This window comes from Cytobacillus firmus DS1 (genome assembly GCF_000565285.1).
Taxonomy (GTDB): domain Bacteria; phylum Bacillota; class Bacilli; order Bacillales; family Cytobacillaceae; genus Cytobacillus; species Cytobacillus firmus_A.
In genome coordinates, this window is sequence record NZ_APVL01000008.1 from 18,061 (window position 1) to 37,219 (window position 19,159).

The 19,159-nt window shown below is 42.0% G+C and carries 21 protein-coding genes; 17 read left to right on the forward strand and 4 right to left on the reverse strand.

The window, feature by feature from the left end:
- Window positions 1–219 precede the first annotated feature (219 nt).
- The 3 genes from PBF_RS11755 to PBF_RS11765 all read left to right on the forward strand — a co-directional run bounded on the left by PBF_RS11755 (window position 220) and on the right by PBF_RS11765 (window position 4,941).
- Window positions 220–2,781: a vitamin B12-dependent ribonucleotide reductase gene (locus PBF_RS11755; protein WP_035329983.1), complete on the forward strand. Its 2,562-nt coding sequence runs from the start codon at window positions 220–222 to the stop codon at window positions 2,779–2,781.
- Window positions 2,782–2,925: 144 nt separating this feature from the next.
- Window positions 2,926–3,951: a spore photoproduct lyase gene (gene splB, locus PBF_RS11760; RefSeq protein WP_035329984.1), complete on the forward strand. Its 1,026-nt coding sequence runs from the start codon at window positions 2,926–2,928 to the stop codon at window positions 3,949–3,951.
- Between the two features lie 105 nt (window positions 3,952–4,056).
- Entirely contained in the window at window positions 4,057–4,941 is an 885-nt protein-coding gene (locus PBF_RS11765) for a patatin-like phospholipase family protein (protein WP_035329985.1), read from the forward strand.
- A gap of 61 nt (window positions 4,942–5,002) precedes the next feature.
- On the opposite strand, the gene PBF_RS11770 is transcribed toward PBF_RS11765, so the two are convergent.
- Window positions 5,003–5,389: an SA1362 family protein gene (locus PBF_RS11770; protein WP_275451091.1), complete on the reverse strand. Its 387-nt coding sequence runs from the start codon at window positions 5,387–5,389 to the stop codon at window positions 5,003–5,005.
- A 578-nt stretch (window positions 5,390–5,967) separates the two neighbouring features.
- On the opposite strand from PBF_RS11770, the gene PBF_RS11775 reads away from it, so the two are divergent.
- The 4 genes from PBF_RS11775 to efp all read left to right on the forward strand — a co-directional run bounded on the left by PBF_RS11775 (window position 5,968) and on the right by efp (window position 8,792).
- The gene (locus PBF_RS11775; RefSeq protein ID WP_035329987.1) at window positions 5,968–6,498 is read left to right on the forward strand and encodes a YqhR family membrane protein; all 531 of its coding nucleotides are present in this window, start codon (window positions 5,968–5,970) and stop codon (window positions 6,496–6,498) included.
- A 201-nt stretch (window positions 6,499–6,699) separates the two neighbouring features.
- Window positions 6,700–7,146 (forward strand): type II 3-dehydroquinate dehydratase, encoded by a 447-nt coding sequence (gene aroQ, locus PBF_RS11780; protein ID WP_035329988.1) that lies wholly within the window; start codon window positions 6,700–6,702, stop codon window positions 7,144–7,146.
- 1 nt (window position 7,147) lies between these two features.
- The gene (locus PBF_RS11785; protein WP_035329989.1) at window positions 7,148–8,209 is read left to right on the forward strand and encodes a M24 family metallopeptidase; all 1,062 of its coding nucleotides are present in this window, start codon (window positions 7,148–7,150) and stop codon (window positions 8,207–8,209) included.
- 25 nt (window positions 8,210–8,234) lie between these two features.
- Window positions 8,235–8,792, forward strand: coding sequence for an elongation factor P (efp, locus tag PBF_RS11790; protein WP_035329990.1), 558 nt, complete (start codon window positions 8,235–8,237; stop codon window positions 8,790–8,792).
- Between the two features lie 33 nt (window positions 8,793–8,825).
- On the opposite strand, the gene PBF_RS26485 is transcribed toward efp, so the two are convergent.
- The 3 genes from PBF_RS26485 to PBF_RS11805 all read right to left on the reverse strand — a co-directional run bounded on the left by PBF_RS26485 (window position 8,826) and on the right by PBF_RS11805 (window position 11,220).
- Entirely contained in the window at window positions 8,826–8,993 is a 168-nt protein-coding gene (locus tag PBF_RS26485; RefSeq protein ID WP_035329991.1) for a hypothetical protein, read from the reverse strand.
- Window positions 8,994–9,076: 83 nt separating this feature from the next.
- Window positions 9,077–9,763 carry an SIMPL domain-containing protein gene (locus PBF_RS11800; protein ID WP_035329992.1) on the reverse strand — a complete coding sequence of 229 codons (687 nt, stop codon included), beginning with the start codon at window positions 9,761–9,763 and terminating at the stop codon, window positions 9,077–9,079.
- Window positions 9,764–9,837: 74 nt separating this feature from the next.
- On the reverse strand, window positions 9,838–11,220 hold the full coding sequence (locus tag PBF_RS11805; protein ID WP_035329993.1) for an alkaline phosphatase: 1,383 nt from the start codon (window positions 11,218–11,220) through the stop codon (window positions 9,838–9,840).
- Window positions 11,221–11,410: 190 nt separating this feature from the next.
- On the opposite strand from PBF_RS11805, the gene spoIIIAA reads away from it, so the two are divergent.
- From spoIIIAA to accC, 10 genes are all read left to right on the forward strand, one after another.
- Window positions 11,411–12,334 carry a stage III sporulation protein AA gene (gene spoIIIAA / locus PBF_RS11810; RefSeq protein WP_035329994.1) on the forward strand — a complete coding sequence of 308 codons (924 nt, stop codon included), beginning with the start codon at window positions 11,411–11,413 and terminating at the stop codon, window positions 12,332–12,334.
- On the forward strand, window positions 12,335–12,850 hold the full coding sequence (spoIIIAB, locus tag PBF_RS11815; protein ID WP_035329995.1) for a stage III sporulation protein SpoIIIAB: 516 nt from the start codon (window positions 12,335–12,337) through the stop codon (window positions 12,848–12,850).
- 52 nt (window positions 12,851–12,902) lie between these two features.
- Window positions 12,903–13,109: a stage III sporulation protein AC gene (gene spoIIIAC, locus PBF_RS11820; RefSeq protein WP_009332905.1), complete on the forward strand. Its 207-nt coding sequence runs from the start codon at window positions 12,903–12,905 to the stop codon at window positions 13,107–13,109.
- Between the two features lie 15 nt (window positions 13,110–13,124).
- On the forward strand, window positions 13,125–13,514 hold the full coding sequence (gene spoIIIAD / locus PBF_RS11825; protein WP_200870043.1) for a stage III sporulation protein AD: 390 nt from the start codon (window positions 13,125–13,127) through the stop codon (window positions 13,512–13,514).
- Window positions 13,515–13,601: 87 nt separating this feature from the next.
- On the forward strand, window positions 13,602–14,801 hold the full coding sequence (gene spoIIIAE / locus PBF_RS11830) for a stage III sporulation protein AE (protein WP_035329996.1): 1,200 nt from the start codon (window positions 13,602–13,604) through the stop codon (window positions 14,799–14,801).
- A 12-nt stretch (window positions 14,802–14,813) separates the two neighbouring features.
- Window positions 14,814–15,446 (forward strand): stage III sporulation protein AF, encoded by a 633-nt coding sequence (spoIIIAF, locus tag PBF_RS11835; protein ID WP_035329997.1) that lies wholly within the window; start codon window positions 14,814–14,816, stop codon window positions 15,444–15,446.
- Window positions 15,439–16,098, forward strand: a complete 660-nt coding sequence (spoIIIAG, locus tag PBF_RS11840) for a stage III sporulation protein AG (protein ID WP_035329998.1) — start codon at window positions 15,439–15,441, stop codon at window positions 16,096–16,098. The genes spoIIIAF and spoIIIAG overlap by 8 nt, the downstream gene beginning before the upstream one ends.
- Before the next feature lie 13 nt (window positions 16,099–16,111).
- Entirely contained in the window at window positions 16,112–16,651 is a 540-nt protein-coding gene (locus PBF_RS11845; protein WP_035329999.1) for a SpoIIIAH-like family protein, read from the forward strand.
- A 625-nt stretch (window positions 16,652–17,276) separates the two neighbouring features.
- Complete coding sequence (accB, locus tag PBF_RS11850) at window positions 17,277–17,783, forward strand: acetyl-CoA carboxylase biotin carboxyl carrier protein (RefSeq protein WP_035330000.1); 507 nt, start codon at window positions 17,277–17,279, stop codon at window positions 17,781–17,783.
- Window positions 17,784–17,797: 14 nt separating this feature from the next.
- Window positions 17,798–19,150 (forward strand): acetyl-CoA carboxylase biotin carboxylase subunit, encoded by a 1,353-nt coding sequence (accC, locus tag PBF_RS11855; RefSeq protein WP_035330001.1) that lies wholly within the window; start codon window positions 17,798–17,800, stop codon window positions 19,148–19,150.
- The last annotated feature ends 9 nt before the right edge of the window (window positions 19,151–19,159 follow it).

Genomic DNA, 19,159 nt, shown 5'->3' on the forward strand with positions numbered 1-19,159 from the left:
CTAACTCTGTTTTTCTTCAAATTCTAGTATTTTTAAAGTTTGACAAAACGATAATTAGTTGAACTTAATACAACATGTAGTATTGTCGAAAATATTAAAGGCACTATATATTGATTTTGTGGTTTAAGGTATGGTAACTTTAGGGTACTATTCTGACAGATAGATTTACTCTATCTGTCAGAATCCACTTCCATAATTGATTTAGAAGGAGTTGTAACAATGTCTGTTGCTCTAGGACAAAAAATGAAATTGAACATTGAACGTTTAAACAAGGACATCCGTCTCTTTCCTCAGGTTCACCCTGTAACCTCAGATATGAAAATGACCCACAAAGGTGTTTCCCGCTTGGTTATGCTAGATCGCTATACCTTCAAAGACACCGAGAAAGTGACACTCACAAACGGTGACTTCGTTGTTCTCACCATCAAGGAAGATCCGAAATTTCCTGCACGCGGCTTAGGATATATCCTCGATATTGACTGGGAAAACAAGACAGCAAAGGTTTTAGTAGAGGAAGATTACAGAGGAGTGCTGGATGATCCGGAAGAATCGAGAACAGGCATTATTACAAAGTCTCTTGATGTAATCGAGAAGCCTTTGGAAATTTACTATGAGCAAATCGCCAAGCGTAACGCAACAGGCCTTGCATCGGTTGAGAAGACCGAAGAAAAGAAAAAAGAGTGGTTTGAAAAATTCTATCAGGAATTGAAAAACCTGAATTTCATTCCGGCTGGCCGGGTGCTGTATGGAGCAGGTGCTGACACAGATGTTACGTATTTCAACTGCTATGTAATGCCTTTCGTGCAGGATTCCCGTGAAGGAATTTCCGAGCACCGCAAGCAGGTAATGGAAATTATGAGCCGCGGCGGCGGAGTAGGGACAAACGGTTCAACTCTGAGACCGCGCAATACACTGGCTAAAGGGGTAAACGGAAAATCTTCCGGTTCGGTTTCATGGCTGGATGATATTGCGAAGCTTACACACCTGGTGGAGCAGGGTGGATCCCGCAGAGGTGCTCAGATGATTATGCTATCCGATTGGCATCCGGACATTATCGAATTCATCATCTCGAAAATGCAAAACCCGAGAATTTTACGCTTCCTTCTTGAAAATACAAATGATGAAACGATAAAAAAATATGCTAAAGAAAAATTAAAATTTACTCCATTTAATGAACAGGAAATTGCCATGTACCAGGGCATTATTAATTACAAAACTATTCCAGGCCATGGCGGCTTCAGTGAAAAAATCATAAATGATGCTGAGGAGAAGCTGGCGGCTGGCGGTACTTATAGTGTTCATAACTCTGAGTTCCTTACAGGAGCAAACATTTCAGTCTGCCTCACGAAAGAATTTATGGATGCGGTTGAAAATGATGCAGAATATGAGCTGCGTTTTCCGGATGTTGAATCCTATGATCCCGCAACGATGAAAATATACAACGAAGAATGGCATAAAGTCGGTGATGTCAGAGAGTGGGGAAAACAGGGATATAAAGTCCGTGTTTACCGCAAAATCAAAGCGAAAGAACTTTGGAACCTGATCAATATCTGTGCAACATACTCGGCAGAACCAGGCATTTTCTTTATTGATAACGCCAACGACATGACGAATGCACAGGCATATGGACAAAAGGTTGTAGCAACCAACCCATGTGGGGAACAGCCTCTCGCGCCATATTCTGTCTGCAACCTTGCAGCAGTGAACCTTGCAGAAATGGCGGATAAGGAAAACAAAACAGTAAACTTTGAAAAACTAAAGCGTACAGTCGAAGTGGGTGTGCGTATGCAGGATAATGTGATAGATGCAACGCCATACTTCCTTGAAGAGAACAAAAAGCAGGCATTAGGCGAGCGCCGTGTTGGTCTTGGCGTTATGGGGCTTCATGATCTGCTGATCTATTGTGAAACAGAATATGGCTCTGAAGAAGGCAACGTGCTGATTGATAAAGTCTTTGAAACCATTGCTGCATCAGCATACAAAGCTTCTGTAAAGCTTGCGGAGGAAAAAGGAAGCTTCCCGTTCTTAACAGGTGACAATCCTGAAGAAACGAATCGTCTGCGCAAAGCTTTTACCGAAACAGGCTTCATGAAGAAAATGCCTGAGGATATCCGAGCTTCTATTTTAGAAAGCGGAATCCGCAATTCACATCTTCTAACCGTTGCTCCTACTGGATCCACAGGGACCATGGTTGGAGTTTCTACAGGCCTGGAACCATATTTCTCCTTCTCATACTTCAGAAGCGGCCGCTTAGGCAAGTTCATTGAAGTGAAGGCAGATATTGTTCAGGAATATTTAGACCGCAATCCGGGTGCAGATCCTGATAATCTGCCTGAATGGTTTATCGCAGCGATGGATCTTGCTCCAGAAGCGCACGCAGATGTCCAATGTGTGATTCAGCGCTGGATCGACAGCTCGATCAGTAAAACTGTCAACGCACCGAAAGGCTATAGTGTTGAACAGGTTGAAAAGGTGTATGAACGCTTATACCGCGGAGGAGCAAAGGGCGGAACAGTATATGTTGACGGATCACGCGATTCTCAGGTATTGACGCTGAAAGCTGAAGAGAACAGCTTTGATGGTGCTGATACAGTCAAAAAAGAAAAATCAAAGCAGCATGTAGTGCTGGTTGATACAATCAGCGATCTGCGTTCCACCGATGTAACAATCGGTTCAGAAGTAGGCAATACTTGTCCGGTATGCCGCAAAGGAAAAGTCAAAGAAATCGGCGGCTGCAATACTTGCACAAACTGTAATGCACAGCTGAAATGCGGTTTATAAAAATAAATGAAACGAATGAGAGAAGATGGAAATAATTGTTCCATCTTCTTTTTTTGCTGTTGGATTATTTGGCTCATACTACAGTCATAGGGTTCAGCCGAGATTATATGCTGACAGAAAAATTGACAAAGAGAGGTTAATCCAATGAAGCCATTTATCCCTCAGCTAGTTTATATAGAGCCTCAAGCTCTTGAGTATCCATTAGGAAGAGAACTAAAGGAAAAATTTGAAAAAATGAATATAGAAATCAGGGAAACAACTTCACATAATCAGGTGAGGAATATTCCTGGCGATAACGAATTGCAGAAATACCGCAATGCTAAATCCACTTTAGTGGTAGGGATCAGACGTACTCTGAAATTTGATACATCCAAGCCCTCGGCAGAATACGCCATCCCCCTTGCTACTGGCTGCATGGGTCACTGTCATTATTGCTATTTGCAAACCACCCTTGGCAGCAAGCCGTATATTCGGACTTATGTAAACCTTGAAGAAATCTTTGATCAGGCATCAAAGTATATGGAAGAGCGCAGCCCAGAGCTGACACGCTTTGAAGCCGCTTGTACATCCGATATAGTAGGGATTGATCATCTGACCCATTCACTGAAAAAAACGATTGAATTTATCGGTCAGACTGAGTACGGCCAGCTTCGGTTTGTCACCAAGTACCATCATGTCGACCATTTGCTGGATGCGAAACATAATGGGAAAACACGTTTCCGATTTAGTGTTAATTCCCGCTATGTAATAAAAAACTTTGAGCCGGGTACTTCCTCTTTTGATGACCGGCTTGAAGCTGCCCGCAAAGTAGCCAATGCCGGCTATCCGCTTGGCTTTATCGTAGCACCCATTTATATGCATGATGATTGGCGTGAAGGCTACCATGAACTTTTTCAAAGGTTAAGCAGTTCTCTCGATGGCATCAATCTGAATGGATTAACTTTTGAATTAATCCAGCACCGATTTACGAAACCGGCCAAAAAAGTAATTGAAAAGCGCTACCCAAAAACCAAGCTTGAAATGGATGAAGAAAAGCGAAAATATAAGTGGGGAAGATATGGTATAGGCAAGTATGTATATCCAACAGATGAAGCAAAAGATCTGGAACATACAATCAGGGAGTATATTCACTCCTATTTTCCCGAAGCAGAAGTGCAATATTTTACTTAATTATGAAATTTTGCTTGTCAGCCGTACTATTTTAAAAAGCTCCTGATTAAAGATGTATAAGTAAAGGTTCCTCTATGAGCAAGTACATCGACAGGAGTGGCTTACATGTATATAGATGGTGTTTTTTCAGGAGGAGGCATCAAAGGATTTGCCTTAATCGGCGCATATGAAGCAGTTCATAAAAGGGGATTCCGCTTCAAACGGGTTGCTGGTACAAGTGCAGGATCCATTGTGGCTGCGTTAATAGCTGCTAATTATACAAGTGAGGAAATATATCGGCTCGTCGATGACTTTGAAGTCAAAAAGCTTCTTGATGAAAGAAAAACATTCATCCCCTTTGCAGTCGGAAAATGGCTTAATCTGTATTGGCGTTTGGGATTATATAAAGGATCTGAGCTGGAAAGCTGGATGGCTCAGAAATTGGGCGACAGGGGGATCAGAACATTTTCAGATCTGCCGCCTCAATCCCTGAGAGTCATAGCGTCAGACCTGACAAACGGAAGACTGGTTGTACTGCCGGATGATCTTGTGCATTATGGCATTGATCCAGCTTCATTTCCGGTAGCAAAAGCTATCAGGATGAGCTGCAGCCTCCCGTATTTTTTTGAGCCGGTCAAGCTGAATGGCTACAGCAGTACAAGTGTAATCGTGGATGGCGGGGTTTTAAGCAATTTCCCGATGTGGCTTTTTGATAAGGAAAATGTGAAAAAGACCAGGCCTGTGCTCGGGATAAAGTTAAGTCATAATTTAAGCGAACGGCCCCCGAACAAAATCGACAACGCCATACAAATGTATGCGGCGCTTTTTGAAACGATGAAGGACGCGCATGATGCAAGATACATTTCGAGAAAACATGCACAAAATATTATTTTCATTCCAACCGATGGTGTACTGACTGCGGAATTTAATATAACCGAACAGAAGAAAAAAGAACTTCTGGAGCACGGAAGGCAATGTGCGGAGCAGTTTTTCACATCATGGAGCTACTAATTGGAAAGTTCAGGAGCTTCAAGTCAAACAATATATAAACATAAAAAAAATCGAGCCCGAATTAAAGGGAAGCTCGATTTTTCTTTTTGCCTTTTTTGCCTTCTATGACTGTCAAATGCGGAGAAGCCTTTTTCTTGGACTTCTTAATGGAAGTAATGGAACCAACAGATCCCTTTCTTCCGTTGGCAGTGCCAGATTCTTTATTAGTAAAGCGTCTTTTTGATTTTTTGGCTGCCTTTATAAAAGCTCGCTGCTCTCGCTTTGAGGGATTAGATCTGTTAAAGCGCTGAAAAAGAAAGTATACAACAGCTCCAATGATGACAATGACAGCTATTCTCTGCAAAAAACCGGCAGGATTTGAGATCAGGCTGACGGCAACTCCGATAACAGCTAGAATTATAAGACCGGAGACAATATAAAATGTAAATGGTTTTTTCAAGAAAGCCACCTCCCTAAAAGCATGATGAGCAATTTTATAAGCTTTTAAACTCTATAAGCTAAAGTTTATCGAAATAATTAATGAAAGTTGTCTTCATTTTTTTATTTTCCTATTTCTTTACAATTTAAACAGAAGAACATTAACTTTTAATAAGTTTTAGTAAGGTTTTCCAAGATATCGCGAATATTGCTTATACATAAATTTATGCTGTGCACCCCTGTCCCGGAACTCACATAACGGGAAATAAGCACAAAATTAAAGAGCATTATCTTTAATTATTTTATTCGACTTAAAATCTCATAAAACCTCTATATAACAGGAAAATATATAAAAAATATGAACGGTTTTTGCGGCTGGAATTATTCCGGCATCTTTTATCGCAGTCTAACGGGCAGTAAGACCCCACTTCAATACTCAGAGGTTTCGAGGAGGATAGTGAGGGTCAAACTGCCCGTAAAGGCCCGATTGGTTCAACTAACAATCAGCGGGGGATAAGACCCACCACTGATTGAAGTTTCACTTTATTTAAAATTGGATGCAATGGAATAATTGTGTGTGGACATAATAGGAAAAGGAGGTGGCGCAAAGTGGCAGAAGAAAAAGAGCGCTTGGAACAGGATCAAAGGGAAAAACCAATGTCTTTTATGACAATGGTGGTCATTACCGGACTGGTTGGAGGCATTCTCTGGAGCGGACTTGCCTATCTTGCTTATGTGTTTAATTTCACGGAAATTCGCCCTAATGTCATTCTCGAGCCCTGGACAATTGGAGCCTGGAAAGAGGGATGGCTTGGGACACTGATCTCCATTTTCCTGATAGGCGGAATATCTATTATAGCTGCCCTGATTTATTATGCTGCGCTGCGGAAATTTCAAAGTATTTTCGTGGGGGCTGGCTATGGAGTTGCCCTTTTTTTACTAGTGTTTTTTATACTCAATCCAATTTTCCCTGGAATCAGCCCCTTCTGGGATCTTGAGCGAAATACAATTATTACATCAATTTGTTTCTATATTTTATTTGGCGTATTCGTTGGGTATTCCATTTCATATGAAGCTCAAGAACTCAGAGGAAAAACCGAAGATGAAAAAAAGGCACGCACAGATCGGGATTTAATTTAATGGATTAGAGTCAGACTTCGTATTTTATTTTTGCGCGGGAATAATGAAAAATAATGCGAAAAGCGCTATACATCAGAACTGTATGAAATTTTGCTTTATGATAGAATGTTCTTAATGGGCATTCTTTTTCCAGTTGTGTCAGAAGGATGTTAAGAAGAAGGAAAAGCCCGATAAGCAATTGTTTTATAAAGGGGGTTGAATATGGGGAAAATACTCCTGTTAAATGGGCCGAATTTAAACCTGCTCGGCATAAGGGAACCAGGTGTTTATGGAAAAGAAACACTGGGTCAGCTGGAGCAAAATATGAAAGCATTGGGTGCTTCATATGAGACAGAAGTAAACTGTTTTCAATCAAATCACGAAGGTGAACTCATTGACAGGCTACACCTTGCCAATGAAGATGGCACACAGGGTATAATTTTCAATCCCGGAGCATTTACCCATTATAGTTACGCAATAAGGGATGCTGTTGCAGGAATACAGGTTCCTGTGATCGAAGTACATATTTCAAATGTTCATGCCAGGGAAGAATTCAGGCATATTTCTGTCATTGCACCTGCTGCACTGGGACAGATAGTCGGCCTTGGCTTTAAAGGGTATGAACTGGCATTTTATGCATTAATGGATTTTGTCAAGGGGAGAGGATAATATGGAGAAAATACAAAAATTACGTACACGCTTTACAGAGTCAGGGATTGATGGGATGCTAATTACCAGCAATTACAATCGCCGTTATATGACTGGTTTTACCGGTTCATCGGGCGTGGTTCTAATCAGTGCGGATAAAGCACTCTTTATAACCGATTTCCGCTACACTGAACAGGCTGCCAAACAATGTGAAGGGTATGAAATTGTAAAGCATACTGGTGCAATTCCGGAAGAAGTCGCCAAACAGGCAGAACAGCTTGGGATCAAAAAGCTTGGTTTTGAAGAGAATCATGTAACCTTTTCATCCTATAAAGCCTATGAAAAAGCTGTTAACGCCGAGCTTGTCCCTGTTTCTGACACTATTGAAAAGTTACGCTTGATAAAGGACGAATCAGAGATTAAGATAATAAAGGTGGCGGCAGACATTGCAGATGCTGCGTTTAAACATATTCTAGATGTCATTCGGCCAGGCATTACGGAACTGGAAGTTTCGAATGAATTAGAATTCTTTATGAGAAAAGCGGGTGCAGATTCATCATCGTTTGACATTATCGTAGCATCCGGGTACCGTTCTGCTCTTCCGCATGGTGTTGCCAGTGATAAGGTTATTGAAAAAGGCGATTTTGTCACTCTGGACTTCGGCGCTTATTATAAGGGGTATGTTTCAGATATTACCCGGACAGTTGCTGTTGGGGAACCGGAAGATAAGCTGAAAGAAATCTATACAATTGTGCAGGAAGCCCAGGAGCGGGGAATGGAAGGCATCAAACCTGGAATGAGCGGCAAAGAAGCAGATGCCTTAACTCGTGATTATATTGCCGGTAAAGGCTATGGCGAATATTTTGGCCATTCTACCGGACACGGGATCGGCCTTGAAGTGCATGAAGGTCCTGCATTGTCATTTAAGTCTGATGTTATCCTTGAACCCGGAATGATTGTAACGGTGGAGCCGGGCATTTACATACCGGGCCTTGGCGGTGTCCGCATTGAGGATGATACAGTCATAACAAACGATCATAATGAAACGCTTACTCATTCTACTAAAGAATTGATTATTCTTTAATTGTACACATTAGGAGGACAAACTTATGATTTCAGTAAACGATTTTCGTACGGGATTGACGATTGAAGTTGATAACGGAATTTGGCGTGTAATGGATTTCCAGCATGTTAAACCAGGAAAAGGAGCGGCTTTTGTACGTTCCAAATTGCGCAACCTTCGCACAGGCGCGATTCAGGAAAAAACCTTCCGCGCAGGTGAAAAAGTAGGGAAAGCTCAGATCGACAACCGTAAAATGCAGTACCTTTATGCAAATGGAGATCAGCATGTTTTCATGGACAATGAGTCTTATGAGCAAATCGAGCTGCCTGCATCAGCAATTGAGTATGAATTAAAGTTTTTAAAAGAAAACATGGAAGTTGCTATTATGCTTTATCAGGGAGAGTCTCTTGGAATTGAGCTTCCTAACTCTGTTGAGCTTACAGTAACAGAAACAGAACCAGGCATTAAAGGGGATACTGCATCCGGCGGAACAAAGCCTGCAACAGTTGAAACCGGCCTGATTGTGCAAGTTCCTTTCTTTGTTAACGAAGGGGATAAACTGATCATCAATACAACTGATGGCTCATACGTATCACGTGCATAGTTTAAAAAAAATCCCGAGAAATCGGGATTTTTTTTATCCTTTATATTTCCTGCCTTCTGCGCCAGGGGATATGTCAGTGTCATTGCGATTATTATAATCTGGATCAGATGTGGGAGCAGTTCTGTTATCGCGGGTTCCACCCAGATAAGCCCTGTCGCCTTTTTTCTGGTTTTTTAAAAATTCATCTAAATTTTCATTCATCCAATAACCTCTTTTCTATAAAATTGCTCAGTGCCACCTTATTAGTATTTGCTTCTTCACTGTGATTATAAGCCGAAGATTTCCTAGCTGTAGAATATGAAATCTGCCGTGATGTGACTTTCGATTTCTATTGTTCCCGGCTGGATAGGTGTGCTGACGGCACTTTTAACTAAAGCGGAGGATTGAAAAGAGACAGGCTGCACCATGCCTGAATTTCCTTCTGAAACGGATACTGGAGTACTGATTAATTGGACTCTTAGTGAAACAGCGATTGTTTCTGCCTTTCTATAAGCATCCATTACGGCCAAGCTTAATGCCTGCTGATACAATTCCTGCTGGTTTTCTGTTTCAAACGTAAATCCTCTTACCGTATTTGCGCCGCTGTCTACTGCTGTGTCCACTACAAGTCCCGTATTTTCAATCACATCGGCCGTAATGTTCAGTATATGCTCAACCTTGTACCCGCGGAAAATTTGCTTGCCATCCACAAAATCATACTGCGGAAAAATGGAGAAATCTGAAGTTTGAATTTTTGTATCTTTTATTCCAATGGCATTAAGAGCCTTCTTGACATTTGAAATGGCTTCAGCATTCTGCTCCTGTGCCTTCTGAAGCTCCTGGTCTTCTGTTAAAACTCCCAGCTTTATACTAGCCTGATCTGGCTGTACAGCTATCTTTCCTTCACCTGAAACCCTTATAGTATTTGGATTGGATCTGGAATGCCTTCCAGTCTGCACAGTATTGCGGACGAATGGCTGATAATAATACATAACTTTCTCACCCCGCTTTCCTGAAGGTATCTTTCTAGAATTACGCGGGAGAAAGAGAGAAAATGCGCATAATATTAATGCCAGCTATAATTCATCAGTCCGGCAATTTTTTTCGGTATATCTGTATTCTCCAGTACTCCTGTAAAAGTTTCACTCCCATTGCCATAAGCAAATAAAGGGATCATATTGCCTGTATGACCGCCGGTAGAGCTGAGAGATCTTACTGTATCCGTTAAAATTCCGCCATGATATTTCTCGGCAATCAGGCTTCCTATTTCCCATGCTGCTAAATATTGAGGATAAACCTTGCTGTCTGTGTTCATAAGCTTTCCATTAAACGCTTCAATCTCCTGCTGGGTTAAATCGATATTCGCATACTTTTTTAGAACACCCTTCACACTTTCTGATCGATAAATGGCCCTATCTTCATCTCTTGCCAATTGGCTGACCATATACTGCGGAGATGCCTTAATTTCCTTTAAATGCTGTATCTCCAGCGGCTCTGATGCTGATATTCCCATAGTCTCATGATCTGCGACAACCAAAACCAGTGTCTCTTTGTCCTTTTTTGCCCATTCAACCGCGTATTTGACAGCTTCATCAAATTCAATGGTTTCTTTCCAGATGCTTGTAATATCACCTGCGTGCGAAGCATGATCAATTCTTGCTCCTTCCGCCATGAGGAAAAATCCCTGTTCTCCTTTTGCGAGTACATCGATCGCTTTTTCAGTCATTTCTTTTAAGCTGGGTTCTTTGCTGTTCAGTAAATTCCGGTCCAATTTAAAGCTCATATATCCGTCATTGAACAAGCCGAGCAGCTTTGGGGCTTTGGCATTCAGCAATTCGTCGCGACTTCCGGCATAGGCATATCCTTGTTGCTTTGCCTCTTTTATTAAATCCCTTCCGCTTTGCTTTTCCGGTGTGAAGTATGCTCTTCCGCCTCCCATCAGCACGTCCACACCGGATTCCAGCTGCTGGCGTGCAATTTCCTCCTGTCCGGACCATCTGTTTGAAACACTTGCTGTAAAGGCTGCTGGTGTTGCATCTGTAACTGTATTGGTGGATATCACCCCTGCTTTTTTACCGTTTTTCTTGAATAAATCAAGGATACTGTCTGCTTCCTTCCCATCAGGCGTAACTCCGATCATCTCATTATTTGTTTTTTTTCCAATTGCAAGTGCCGTACCGCCGGCAGCTGAATCTGTCACAAAATTATTGGCAGATTCGGTATGCACCAATGCGGTGTGAGGCAGAGATTCCAGGAACAGCCGCCCGTCCTTCCCATATTCCAGTTTTCTTGCAATCTCAATCTGGCCAATTCCCATTCCGTCGCCAATCATCAGAATGACATTTTGCGGTCCGTTTGTATTTCTCTGATGTGCTATTCCTTCCGCAGGTAAGAAACCAAGAACAATCAGATGAAAAATAGCCATGATGTAAATGCATTTTGCTTTCATAATTGGCATCAGCCTTTCTATAAATTCTTTATGAATTATTTTTTGAAGAAAGATATTTTTTTACTCAGGTAAAAGCCTGTACTAAATAAATGTGAAGCTTTCAAATCTAAGTCATATTGTTTTCCATCAGGCATACATTTTAAATAATGAGAAGCTAGTCCGAGATCAGATGGTGAATGGAGGAGCAGACTTGGAAACGATTATAGCCTTTTTGCCGAAAAAAATTGCCGAACAATTACAGAGAATCCCTCCGAAAATCTTAAAGGATCTGGAGGAAATCAGGGTCCGCATTTCGAGGCCTATTGAGCTGACAGCAAGGGGAGTACCGCATTTTCTCCCTTATATAGTTGATTCAGAGGATGCCGTGCATTTACTGAATAAAATAAGCCATTTCTCGATTTACACACTCGAGGAAGAGCTCAAAAGAGGTTATATCACGATTGAGGGCGGCCATCGGGTTGGGCTTGCAGGAAAGGTCATTCTTGAGCAAGGCAAGGTTAAGGCGATCAGGGATATTTCCTCTTTTAACATTAGAATTGCCAGAGAGAAAGTTGGCATTGCCCAAAAGCTGATTCCGGGGATTTACAGGGATGGCTGGCTGCATACCATGATTATTGGCCCGCCGCAGACTGGAAAAACCACATTGCTGCGCGATATTGCAAGAATCATTTCATCTGGTGATCCAGGCACTGACCTTCCTGCGAGTAAGGTTGGGATTGTGGATGAACGCTCCGAAATAGCAGGATGTGTGAATGGGATTCCGCAGATGACTTTTGGAAACAGAATTGATGTCCTTGATGCCTGTCCCAAAGCTGAGGGCATGATGATGATGATTCGTTCTATGAGCCCCGAGGTTCTGGTTGTTGATGAAATCGGCAGGCATGAAGATGCAGAGGCCATAATGGAGGCAGTAAATGCCGGAATAAAGCTGATTATGACTACACATGGAAATTCACTGGAGGAAATTAAGAGGCGACCCACTTTACAGGCCGTACTGGAAATGGGTATTTTTCAGCGATTTATTGAACTGAGCAGAAAAGATGGACCGGGCAGCATTGTTTGCATTCGAAACTCAGAGGGTGCGGGATATCAGCATCAAGCGGGCGTGATGTAAATGATGAAGCTTATTGGAGCTGTTTTGATCATCATTGCAACAACATGGGCAGGGTTTGAAGCCTCAAGGCACCTGACCGAACGGCCGCGCCAGCTTCGTCAGCTTAAATCGGCACTGCAGTCCTTAGAGGCTGAAATAATGTATGGCCATACACCTCTTCATGAAGCAGCCAGACGGCTTTCTGTCCAGCTTTCCAAGCCATTATCATGGTTCTTTGAATCCTTTGCTAAAAAACTGACCGATTCCGAGACGACAGTAAAGGACGCATGGGAAGAAAGCTTGAAGGAAATATGGAAAATGACCGCCTTTAAACAAGGGGAATTCGAGATCATGAAGCAATTTGGCGAAACACTTGGAAGACATGACCGACTTTCTCAGCAAAAGCAGATCATGCTGACCCTTTCCCATCTGGAACGTGAAGAAGCTGATGCACATGACAGACAAGTGAAATACGAGAGAATGGTCAAAAGTCTAGGGTTTTTATCCGGATTGCTCTTAATCATTTTACTAATGTAGGAAACGCCGGCTTGATTTGCCGGACGCTGATCAGAGCTTAGGGGGAGAAAAGATGGGCTTAGAGGTAGATATCATATTCAAGATTGCAGGTGTGGGAATCGTTGTAGCCTTTTTGCATACGATTCTTGATCAGGTGGGCAAAAAGGAATACGCCCAATGGGTAACGCTTTTCGGATTTATTTATATCTTATTCATGGTTGCTTCCATTGTAGATAACCTTTTCCAAAAAATTAAATCAGTCTTTTTGTTTCAGGGATAAAAGGGGGGCTCAGCCATTGAAATTCTCCAGATAGTTGGATTTTCGCTTGTAGCCACGTTCCTGGCGCTGGTTGTTAAGGAGCAAAAGCCGAATTTTGCGTTTTTGCTGATTGTTTTTGTCGGCTGTGCCATCTTTCTTTTTCTGGTCGACCAAATTTATGCCATTATCCATATGATTGAAAAGATTGCCGTCAATGCAAAGGTGAACATCGTCTATGTTGAAACCATTTTAAAGATAATCGGAATAGCCTATATTGCTGAGTTTGCTGCCCAAATTACGAAGGATGCAGGGCAGGGGGCTATTGCAGCAAAGATCGAAATGGGCGGGAAGATTCTTATTCTTGCCATGGCCATTCCGATCCTTACTGTATTAATCGAAACCATTATTCGCATGATTCCGAGCTAACCGGCTGCCTGATGAAATTACAGGCTGCCGGACTGGACAAGCTCATATTGCTGGCATTAGATAGGGTCTTTTAAAAGAGGTGAAAAAATGAAGCAGAGGATGCAGAAAATTTTAGGGTTCAGCTTATTTCTATTCTTTTTCCTGGCACCAATAGTACAAGCCTCACCAAAGACCGGCGAAGCAGAAGAGACGATATCCCCGCAGGATTTAATTGAAACCCAGGTGGAGAAGTTAGATCTTAATGAATTAAAAGGATTTTGGGAAGAAATCACAACAGAGTATGGAGGTTTTTTGCCCGAGAGCCAAAAGGGGAGTCTCTATGAATTCATAAATGGAGAAAAGGAATTTTCACTTAAAGATTGGGCTGGCGGCGCGATTAAGTTTGTGTTCCATGAGTTTATAGTCAATGGAAAATTGCTGGGGACTCTGATATTGCTGACGGTATTCAGCATGTTCCTGCAGTCGCTGCAGAATTCATTTGAAAAAAGCACTGTCAGTAAAGCCGCGTATTCAATCGTCTTCATGGTGTTAATTATTATTGCACTGAACAGCTTCCATGTCGCGATCACTTACACAGAGGAAACCATTTCAACCATGGTGTCATTCATAATGGCTCTCATACCGCTGCTGCTTGCACTGATTGCTTCTTCGGGAGGTTTGGTATCTGCAGCGTTTTTCCACCCGGTGATACTATTTTTGATGAATGTCAGCGGATTATTTATCCAGTATGTTATTCTCCCGCTTCTATTTTTATCAGCCCTGTTAAGCATTGTCAGCACATTGTCAGAACATTATAAAGTAACTCAGCTTGCTAATCTTCTCCGGAATTGGAGCATTGGGCTTCTTGGGATGTTCCTGACGGTCTTTCTGGGAGTTATATCAGTTCAGGGAGCATCTGCCGCGGTTACTGATGGTATTACCATCCGGACAGCAAAATTTATTACAGGGAATTTTATTCCGGTCATTGGGAGGATGTTTACAGATGCGACAGATACCGTAATCAGCGCTTCAGTGCTTTTGAAAAATACTGTTGGGATAGCAGGTGTAGCCATTCTTCTTATTATTGCAGCATTTCCTGCAATCAAAATTTTAATGATTGCGTTTATATATAAATTCGCGGCAGCCATTTTGCAGCCGCTGGGGGGAGGGCCGATCATATCCTGCCTGGATATAATCAGCAAGAGCATCATCTATGTTTTTGCCGCTCTGGCCATCGTCTCCCTGATGTTTTTCCTTAGTATTACGGTTATTATAGCGGCCGGTAATTTGACCATGATGGTCAGGTAGGGAGGGAATGAAGTGGATTTCATAAAAGAATGGGTAACGAACATCATATTATTTGTTCTGCTTGCCACTGTCATAGATATGCTCCTCCCCAGTTCCAAGCTTCAGAAATACACAAAAATGGTGACAGGGCTGCTGCTGATTGCGATTATCCTTACACCGATTTTGAGAATTATATCAAGTGATTTTGAAGAAGCTCTTGTTTCCGTGCCGGTTTTTGAGGCTTCTGGAGAAAAAAATATGGAAAATTTAATAGAAATGAAGAAAAAAGAAATACAAGCCTCAAGTGATGCATATATTTTAGAACAAATGGCTGTCCACATGAAACAGGACGCTGAAGAGGAGTTGATGGAACAGTACGGTCTGGAAATTGCTAACATTGATATTTTAGTAGATGAAAGCAGTGATCAAGCCTTCCCGGATAACCTGCAAAAGGTCATGATCCAACTCAAAGCAGAAGATGCAGAAGCTGAAGCTGTAGAAGTGGTTAAAACAGTGGATATCAATGCCGGGAAACCTCTTCCATCCAGCGGGCCCGAATATGAAGATGCAGAAAGAATTGCTTCTCTTCTCGCACAAAAATGGAATGTAGACGCAAACTCAATCGAAGTTCTGGTAGAAGGGGGGAATATGGACAGGGATGGATAATGAAAAAGGTCCTTTCACATGGATAAAGAAAATGATTTCCAAAGATGGACAGTCTGATAAGAAGCCCGGAAAATTCCATTATTTGCTGCTGGTTCTCCTTTTTGGGGCAGCGATCATGCTGATCAGCAATACGCTGTTTCAAGAAGACAGTTCCACCGGGGATTTGCCCGTTTTTAAAAATGGAGAAGAAGTGAAGCAGGAGGAAGAGGTGCCGGTATTCGGCCAGCAGAAATCTGGAGGAAATGACACCATTGCCAATTATGAAAAGGCATATGAAGCCCAAATAAAAGAGGCGCTTGACGCAATCGTAGGGGTGGAAGATGCCACTGTCGTGGTGAATGTAGATGCCACAGAGAAGAAAGTCCTTGAAAAAAACAAAACAACCCAAACTCAAAAAACCGATGAAACAGATCGGGAAGGCGGCAAAAGGAAGGTTGAGGATCAGTCACAGGAGGAACAGCTTGTGATTGTCCGAAATGGAGAAAAAGAGGTTCCCATTGTCATAGAAACCAAGAAACCTGAAATAAGAGGAGTGCTGGTTGTGGCAAAAGGGGCTGAAAATATACAAGTGAAAAAGTGGATTATTGAGGCAGTAACCAGAGCTCTGGATGTTCCAAGTCATAGAGTATCCGTAATGCCTAAAAAAAACTAAGGGGGAATAATAGATGCTTTTGAAGAAACAAACAGTCTGGCTATTAACAATGCTGAGTTTGGTGGTTGTATTATCGGTTTATTATGTAACATCGCCGGAGCAAAAAGGCAGTGAACTTGCTGGAATGGAAGAAAAGGCAGAGGGCGAAATGGAGTCAGTTGAGAGTGAAGATGGCAAAGCGATCATAACAAACACTGCCAGTGATGAAATGTTTGAAAATCTCCGCCTTCAGCTTGATGACGAGCGCAGCCGCATGAAGGAAGACCTGCAGGAGGTTCTTGGTCAAACTGACCTTCCTGCTGAAGAAAGAATGAAGGCAAAAGATCAAATTGATGAATTAAATGAAATTGCGCAAAAGGAAGCGATGCTTGAAACATTAATCAGAGCGATGGATTATGAAGATGTGCTTGTCCGTGCGGATGGCAAGAAGGTTCAAATTACTGTTAAAGCAAAAGATCATTCAGCTTCAGCTGCAAACAACATCATCCAGGAAGTAAGAAATGAAATTGGAAAGCTTGAGGCAGTGGCTGTTGAATTCCAGGTTGAAAAATAAAAATGTAGCGGGAGCCTGCAACTATTTTAGGGCTCCCTTTTTATTTTAGTCTGTTTTTGCAAGGTTTGTTGTACTTTGTATAAATTTACTGAGTTTTGATTGGAGCGGAAGGTGCGAGATCCTCTAAAATGGATTCGCATTTTCTTCGTGCGGTGTTTACTCAAGGAAGCATATTCAAAGTCCTGCGGGAGTGGAGGCTCACCGCCTGCCCCGCTGTTCGCTGAGCATCCTGGAGCAGAAATCAACGGACTATATTATTGACGAAAAACAGCAAAATATACGAAAATAGCATAATTTATTTGGGGTTTGGTAACTATTACACAAAAAGATAGTTCAAAAGTCCTGATTGTGAAGTGGTTTTGGATGAAATTCGGTAAAATCCAATGAAACATTTCACAAACATTTAGAAAAATATTAAAATGGAACATAGGACGGATAGAGAAATTATTATCCAGTACATAATAGAATGTTGAAGTTTTATAAGATCTTATCGTATGATATTAGTATCTAGTCATAATTCAAACCATGCATAACATCCCAGCCGTATGTTTCTTGTCTTTCAGCAATATATGCATACGGATAATTAAAGGGATTATCATGCAATGAGAAAACAAGGGGTGCCAAAATGTTAAAAGTACAAGAAATCCGTGAACTGATTAAATTGGTAGATCAGTCAAATATCGATGAATTTGTATATGAGCATGAAGGTTCTAAAATTAAAATGAAGAAAAAAGGCAATGAAGCCGCTGTTGTACAGCAAGTTCAGCCAGCAGCTGCCCAAGTGTTAGCGCCTGCTCCACAGCCGGTCCAGCCAGCCGCTGTGAAAGTGGAAGAGCCAAAAGCTGAAGCTCCGGCAGATGCTCCTGCATCAAAGGCTGAAGCCGCGGAAGATTTACATAAGATTGTCTCACCAATGGTAGGGACCTTTTATCAATCATCTTCACCTGATGCTGATGCTTATGTAAAAGCCGGTTCAAAAGTTACAAAGGATTCCATTGTCTGCATTGTAGAAGCAATGAAATTATTTAATGAAATTGAAGCAGAAGTTAATGGTGAAATCGTAGAAGTGCTTGTAAAAGACGGCCAATTAGTAGAATATGGCCAGCCACTATTTTTAGTAAAGCCTGAATAAGGAGCGGTTACAGAATGATTAAAAAACTCTTGATTGCCAACAGAGGAGAAATAGCTGTCCGCATTATCAGGGCAGCCCGCGAAATGGGGATAGAATCTGTTGCTGTCTTTTCAGAAGCTGACAGGGAAGCGCTCCATGTCCAGCTGGCGGATGAGGCATACTGCATTGGTCCGACAGCATCTAAGGACAGCTACTTAAATTTTACAAATATAATAAGTGTCGCTAAGCTTACCGGCTGTGACGCCATCCATCCAGGTTATGGATTCCTTGCAGAAAATGCTGACTTTGCCGAACTGTGCAGAGAATGCAATATTATTTTTGTCGGCCCTACACCAGAAGCCATCAGCAAAATGGGCACAAAGGATGTTGCAAGGGAAACGATGAAGGAAGCAGGAGTTCCAATTGTTCCGGGCTCTAATGGAATCATTAAGGATGCAGAAGACGCTGTTCAGCTTGCAGAAAAGATTGAATATCCGGTCATTATTAAAGCGACTGCGGGCGGAGGCGGGAAAGGAATCCGCGTAGCGCGCAATGAGCAGGAGCTTATTAAAGGAATTACGATCACACAGCAGGAAGCAATGACAGCATTCGGGAATCCTGGCGTTTACATTGAAAAATATATCGAGGACTTCCGTCATGTGGAGATCCAGGTTCTTGCAGACAATTACGGGAACACCGTCCATCTTGGGGAAAGGGATTGTTCCATTCAAAGGCGTCTGCAAAAGCTGCTTGAGGAAACACCTTCACCTGCTCTTGACGGTGAAACACGCGAAGAGATGGGAAATGCAGCTGTAAAAGCTGCAAAAGCGGTTGATTATACAGGCGCTGGCACGATAGAATTTATATACGATTATAAAAATCGCAAATTCTATTTCATGGAAATGAACACGCGTATTCAGGTGGAGCATCCTGTTACAGAGATGGTAACAGGGGTTGATTTAATCAAGGAACAAATTAAGGTTGCTTCAGGAGAAAAGCTTAATTTCACACAAAGTGATGTGACATTTAACGGCTGGTCAATCGAATGCAGAATTAATGCCGAGAACCCGGAGAAGAACTTTATGCCATCAGCAGGAAGGATCAATATGTATCTGCCTCCTGGCGGGCTTGGTGTAAGAGTGGACTCTGCTGCCTACCCGGGCTATATGATTCCTCCATATTACGATTCAATGATTGCAAAAGTGATCACTTATGGCAATACTAGAGAAGAGGCCATTTCCAGAATGAAAAGGGCATTAAGCGAATTTGTAGTGGAAGGGGTTCATACAACAATCCCGTTCCATCTCAAGCTCTTAAGCCATGAAAGTTTTGTGGAAGGGCAGTTTAATACGAAATTTCTTGAATTGCATGATGTAATGAATTCTTAAAGACTTGTG

Coding starts and splice junctions, on each gene's coding strand:
- PBF_RS11755 (WP_035329983.1), top strand. CDS start 220: ATGTCTGTTGCTCTAGGACAAAAAATGAAATTGAACATTGAACGTTTA.
- splB (WP_035329984.1), top strand. CDS start 2,926: ATGAAGCCATTTATCCCTCAGCTAGTTTATATAGAGCCTCAAGCTCTT.
- PBF_RS11765 (WP_035329985.1), top strand. CDS start 4,057: ATGTATATAGATGGTGTTTTTTCAGGAGGAGGCATCAAAGGATTTGCC.
- aroQ (WP_035329988.1), top strand. CDS start 6,700: ATGGGGAAAATACTCCTGTTAAATGGGCCGAATTTAAACCTGCTCGGC.
- PBF_RS11785 (WP_035329989.1), top strand. CDS start 7,148: ATGGAGAAAATACAAAAATTACGTACACGCTTTACAGAGTCAGGGATT.
- efp (WP_035329990.1), top strand. CDS start 8,235: ATGATTTCAGTAAACGATTTTCGTACGGGATTGACGATTGAAGTTGAT.
- PBF_RS26485 (WP_035329991.1), bottom strand. CDS start 8,993: ATGAATGAAAATTTAGATGAATTTTTAAAAAACCAGAAAAAAGGCGAC.
- PBF_RS11800 (WP_035329992.1), bottom strand. CDS start 9,763: ATGTATTATTATCAGCCATTCGTCCGCAATACTGTGCAGACTGGAAGG.
- PBF_RS11805 (WP_035329993.1), bottom strand. CDS start 11,220: ATGAAAGCAAAATGCATTTACATCATGGCTATTTTTCATCTGATTGTT.
- spoIIIAB (WP_035329995.1), top strand. CDS start 12,335: ATGATGAAGCTTATTGGAGCTGTTTTGATCATCATTGCAACAACATGG.
- spoIIIAC (WP_009332905.1), top strand. CDS start 12,903: ATGGGCTTAGAGGTAGATATCATATTCAAGATTGCAGGTGTGGGAATC.
- spoIIIAE (WP_035329996.1), top strand. CDS start 13,602: ATGAAGCAGAGGATGCAGAAAATTTTAGGGTTCAGCTTATTTCTATTC.
- spoIIIAG (WP_035329998.1), top strand. CDS start 15,439: ATGGATAATGAAAAAGGTCCTTTCACATGGATAAAGAAAATGATTTCC.
- PBF_RS11845 (WP_035329999.1), top strand. CDS start 16,112: ATGCTTTTGAAGAAACAAACAGTCTGGCTATTAACAATGCTGAGTTTG.
- accB (WP_035330000.1), top strand. CDS start 17,277: ATGTTAAAAGTACAAGAAATCCGTGAACTGATTAAATTGGTAGATCAG.
- accC (WP_035330001.1), top strand. CDS start 17,798: ATGATTAAAAAACTCTTGATTGCCAACAGAGGAGAAATAGCTGTCCGC.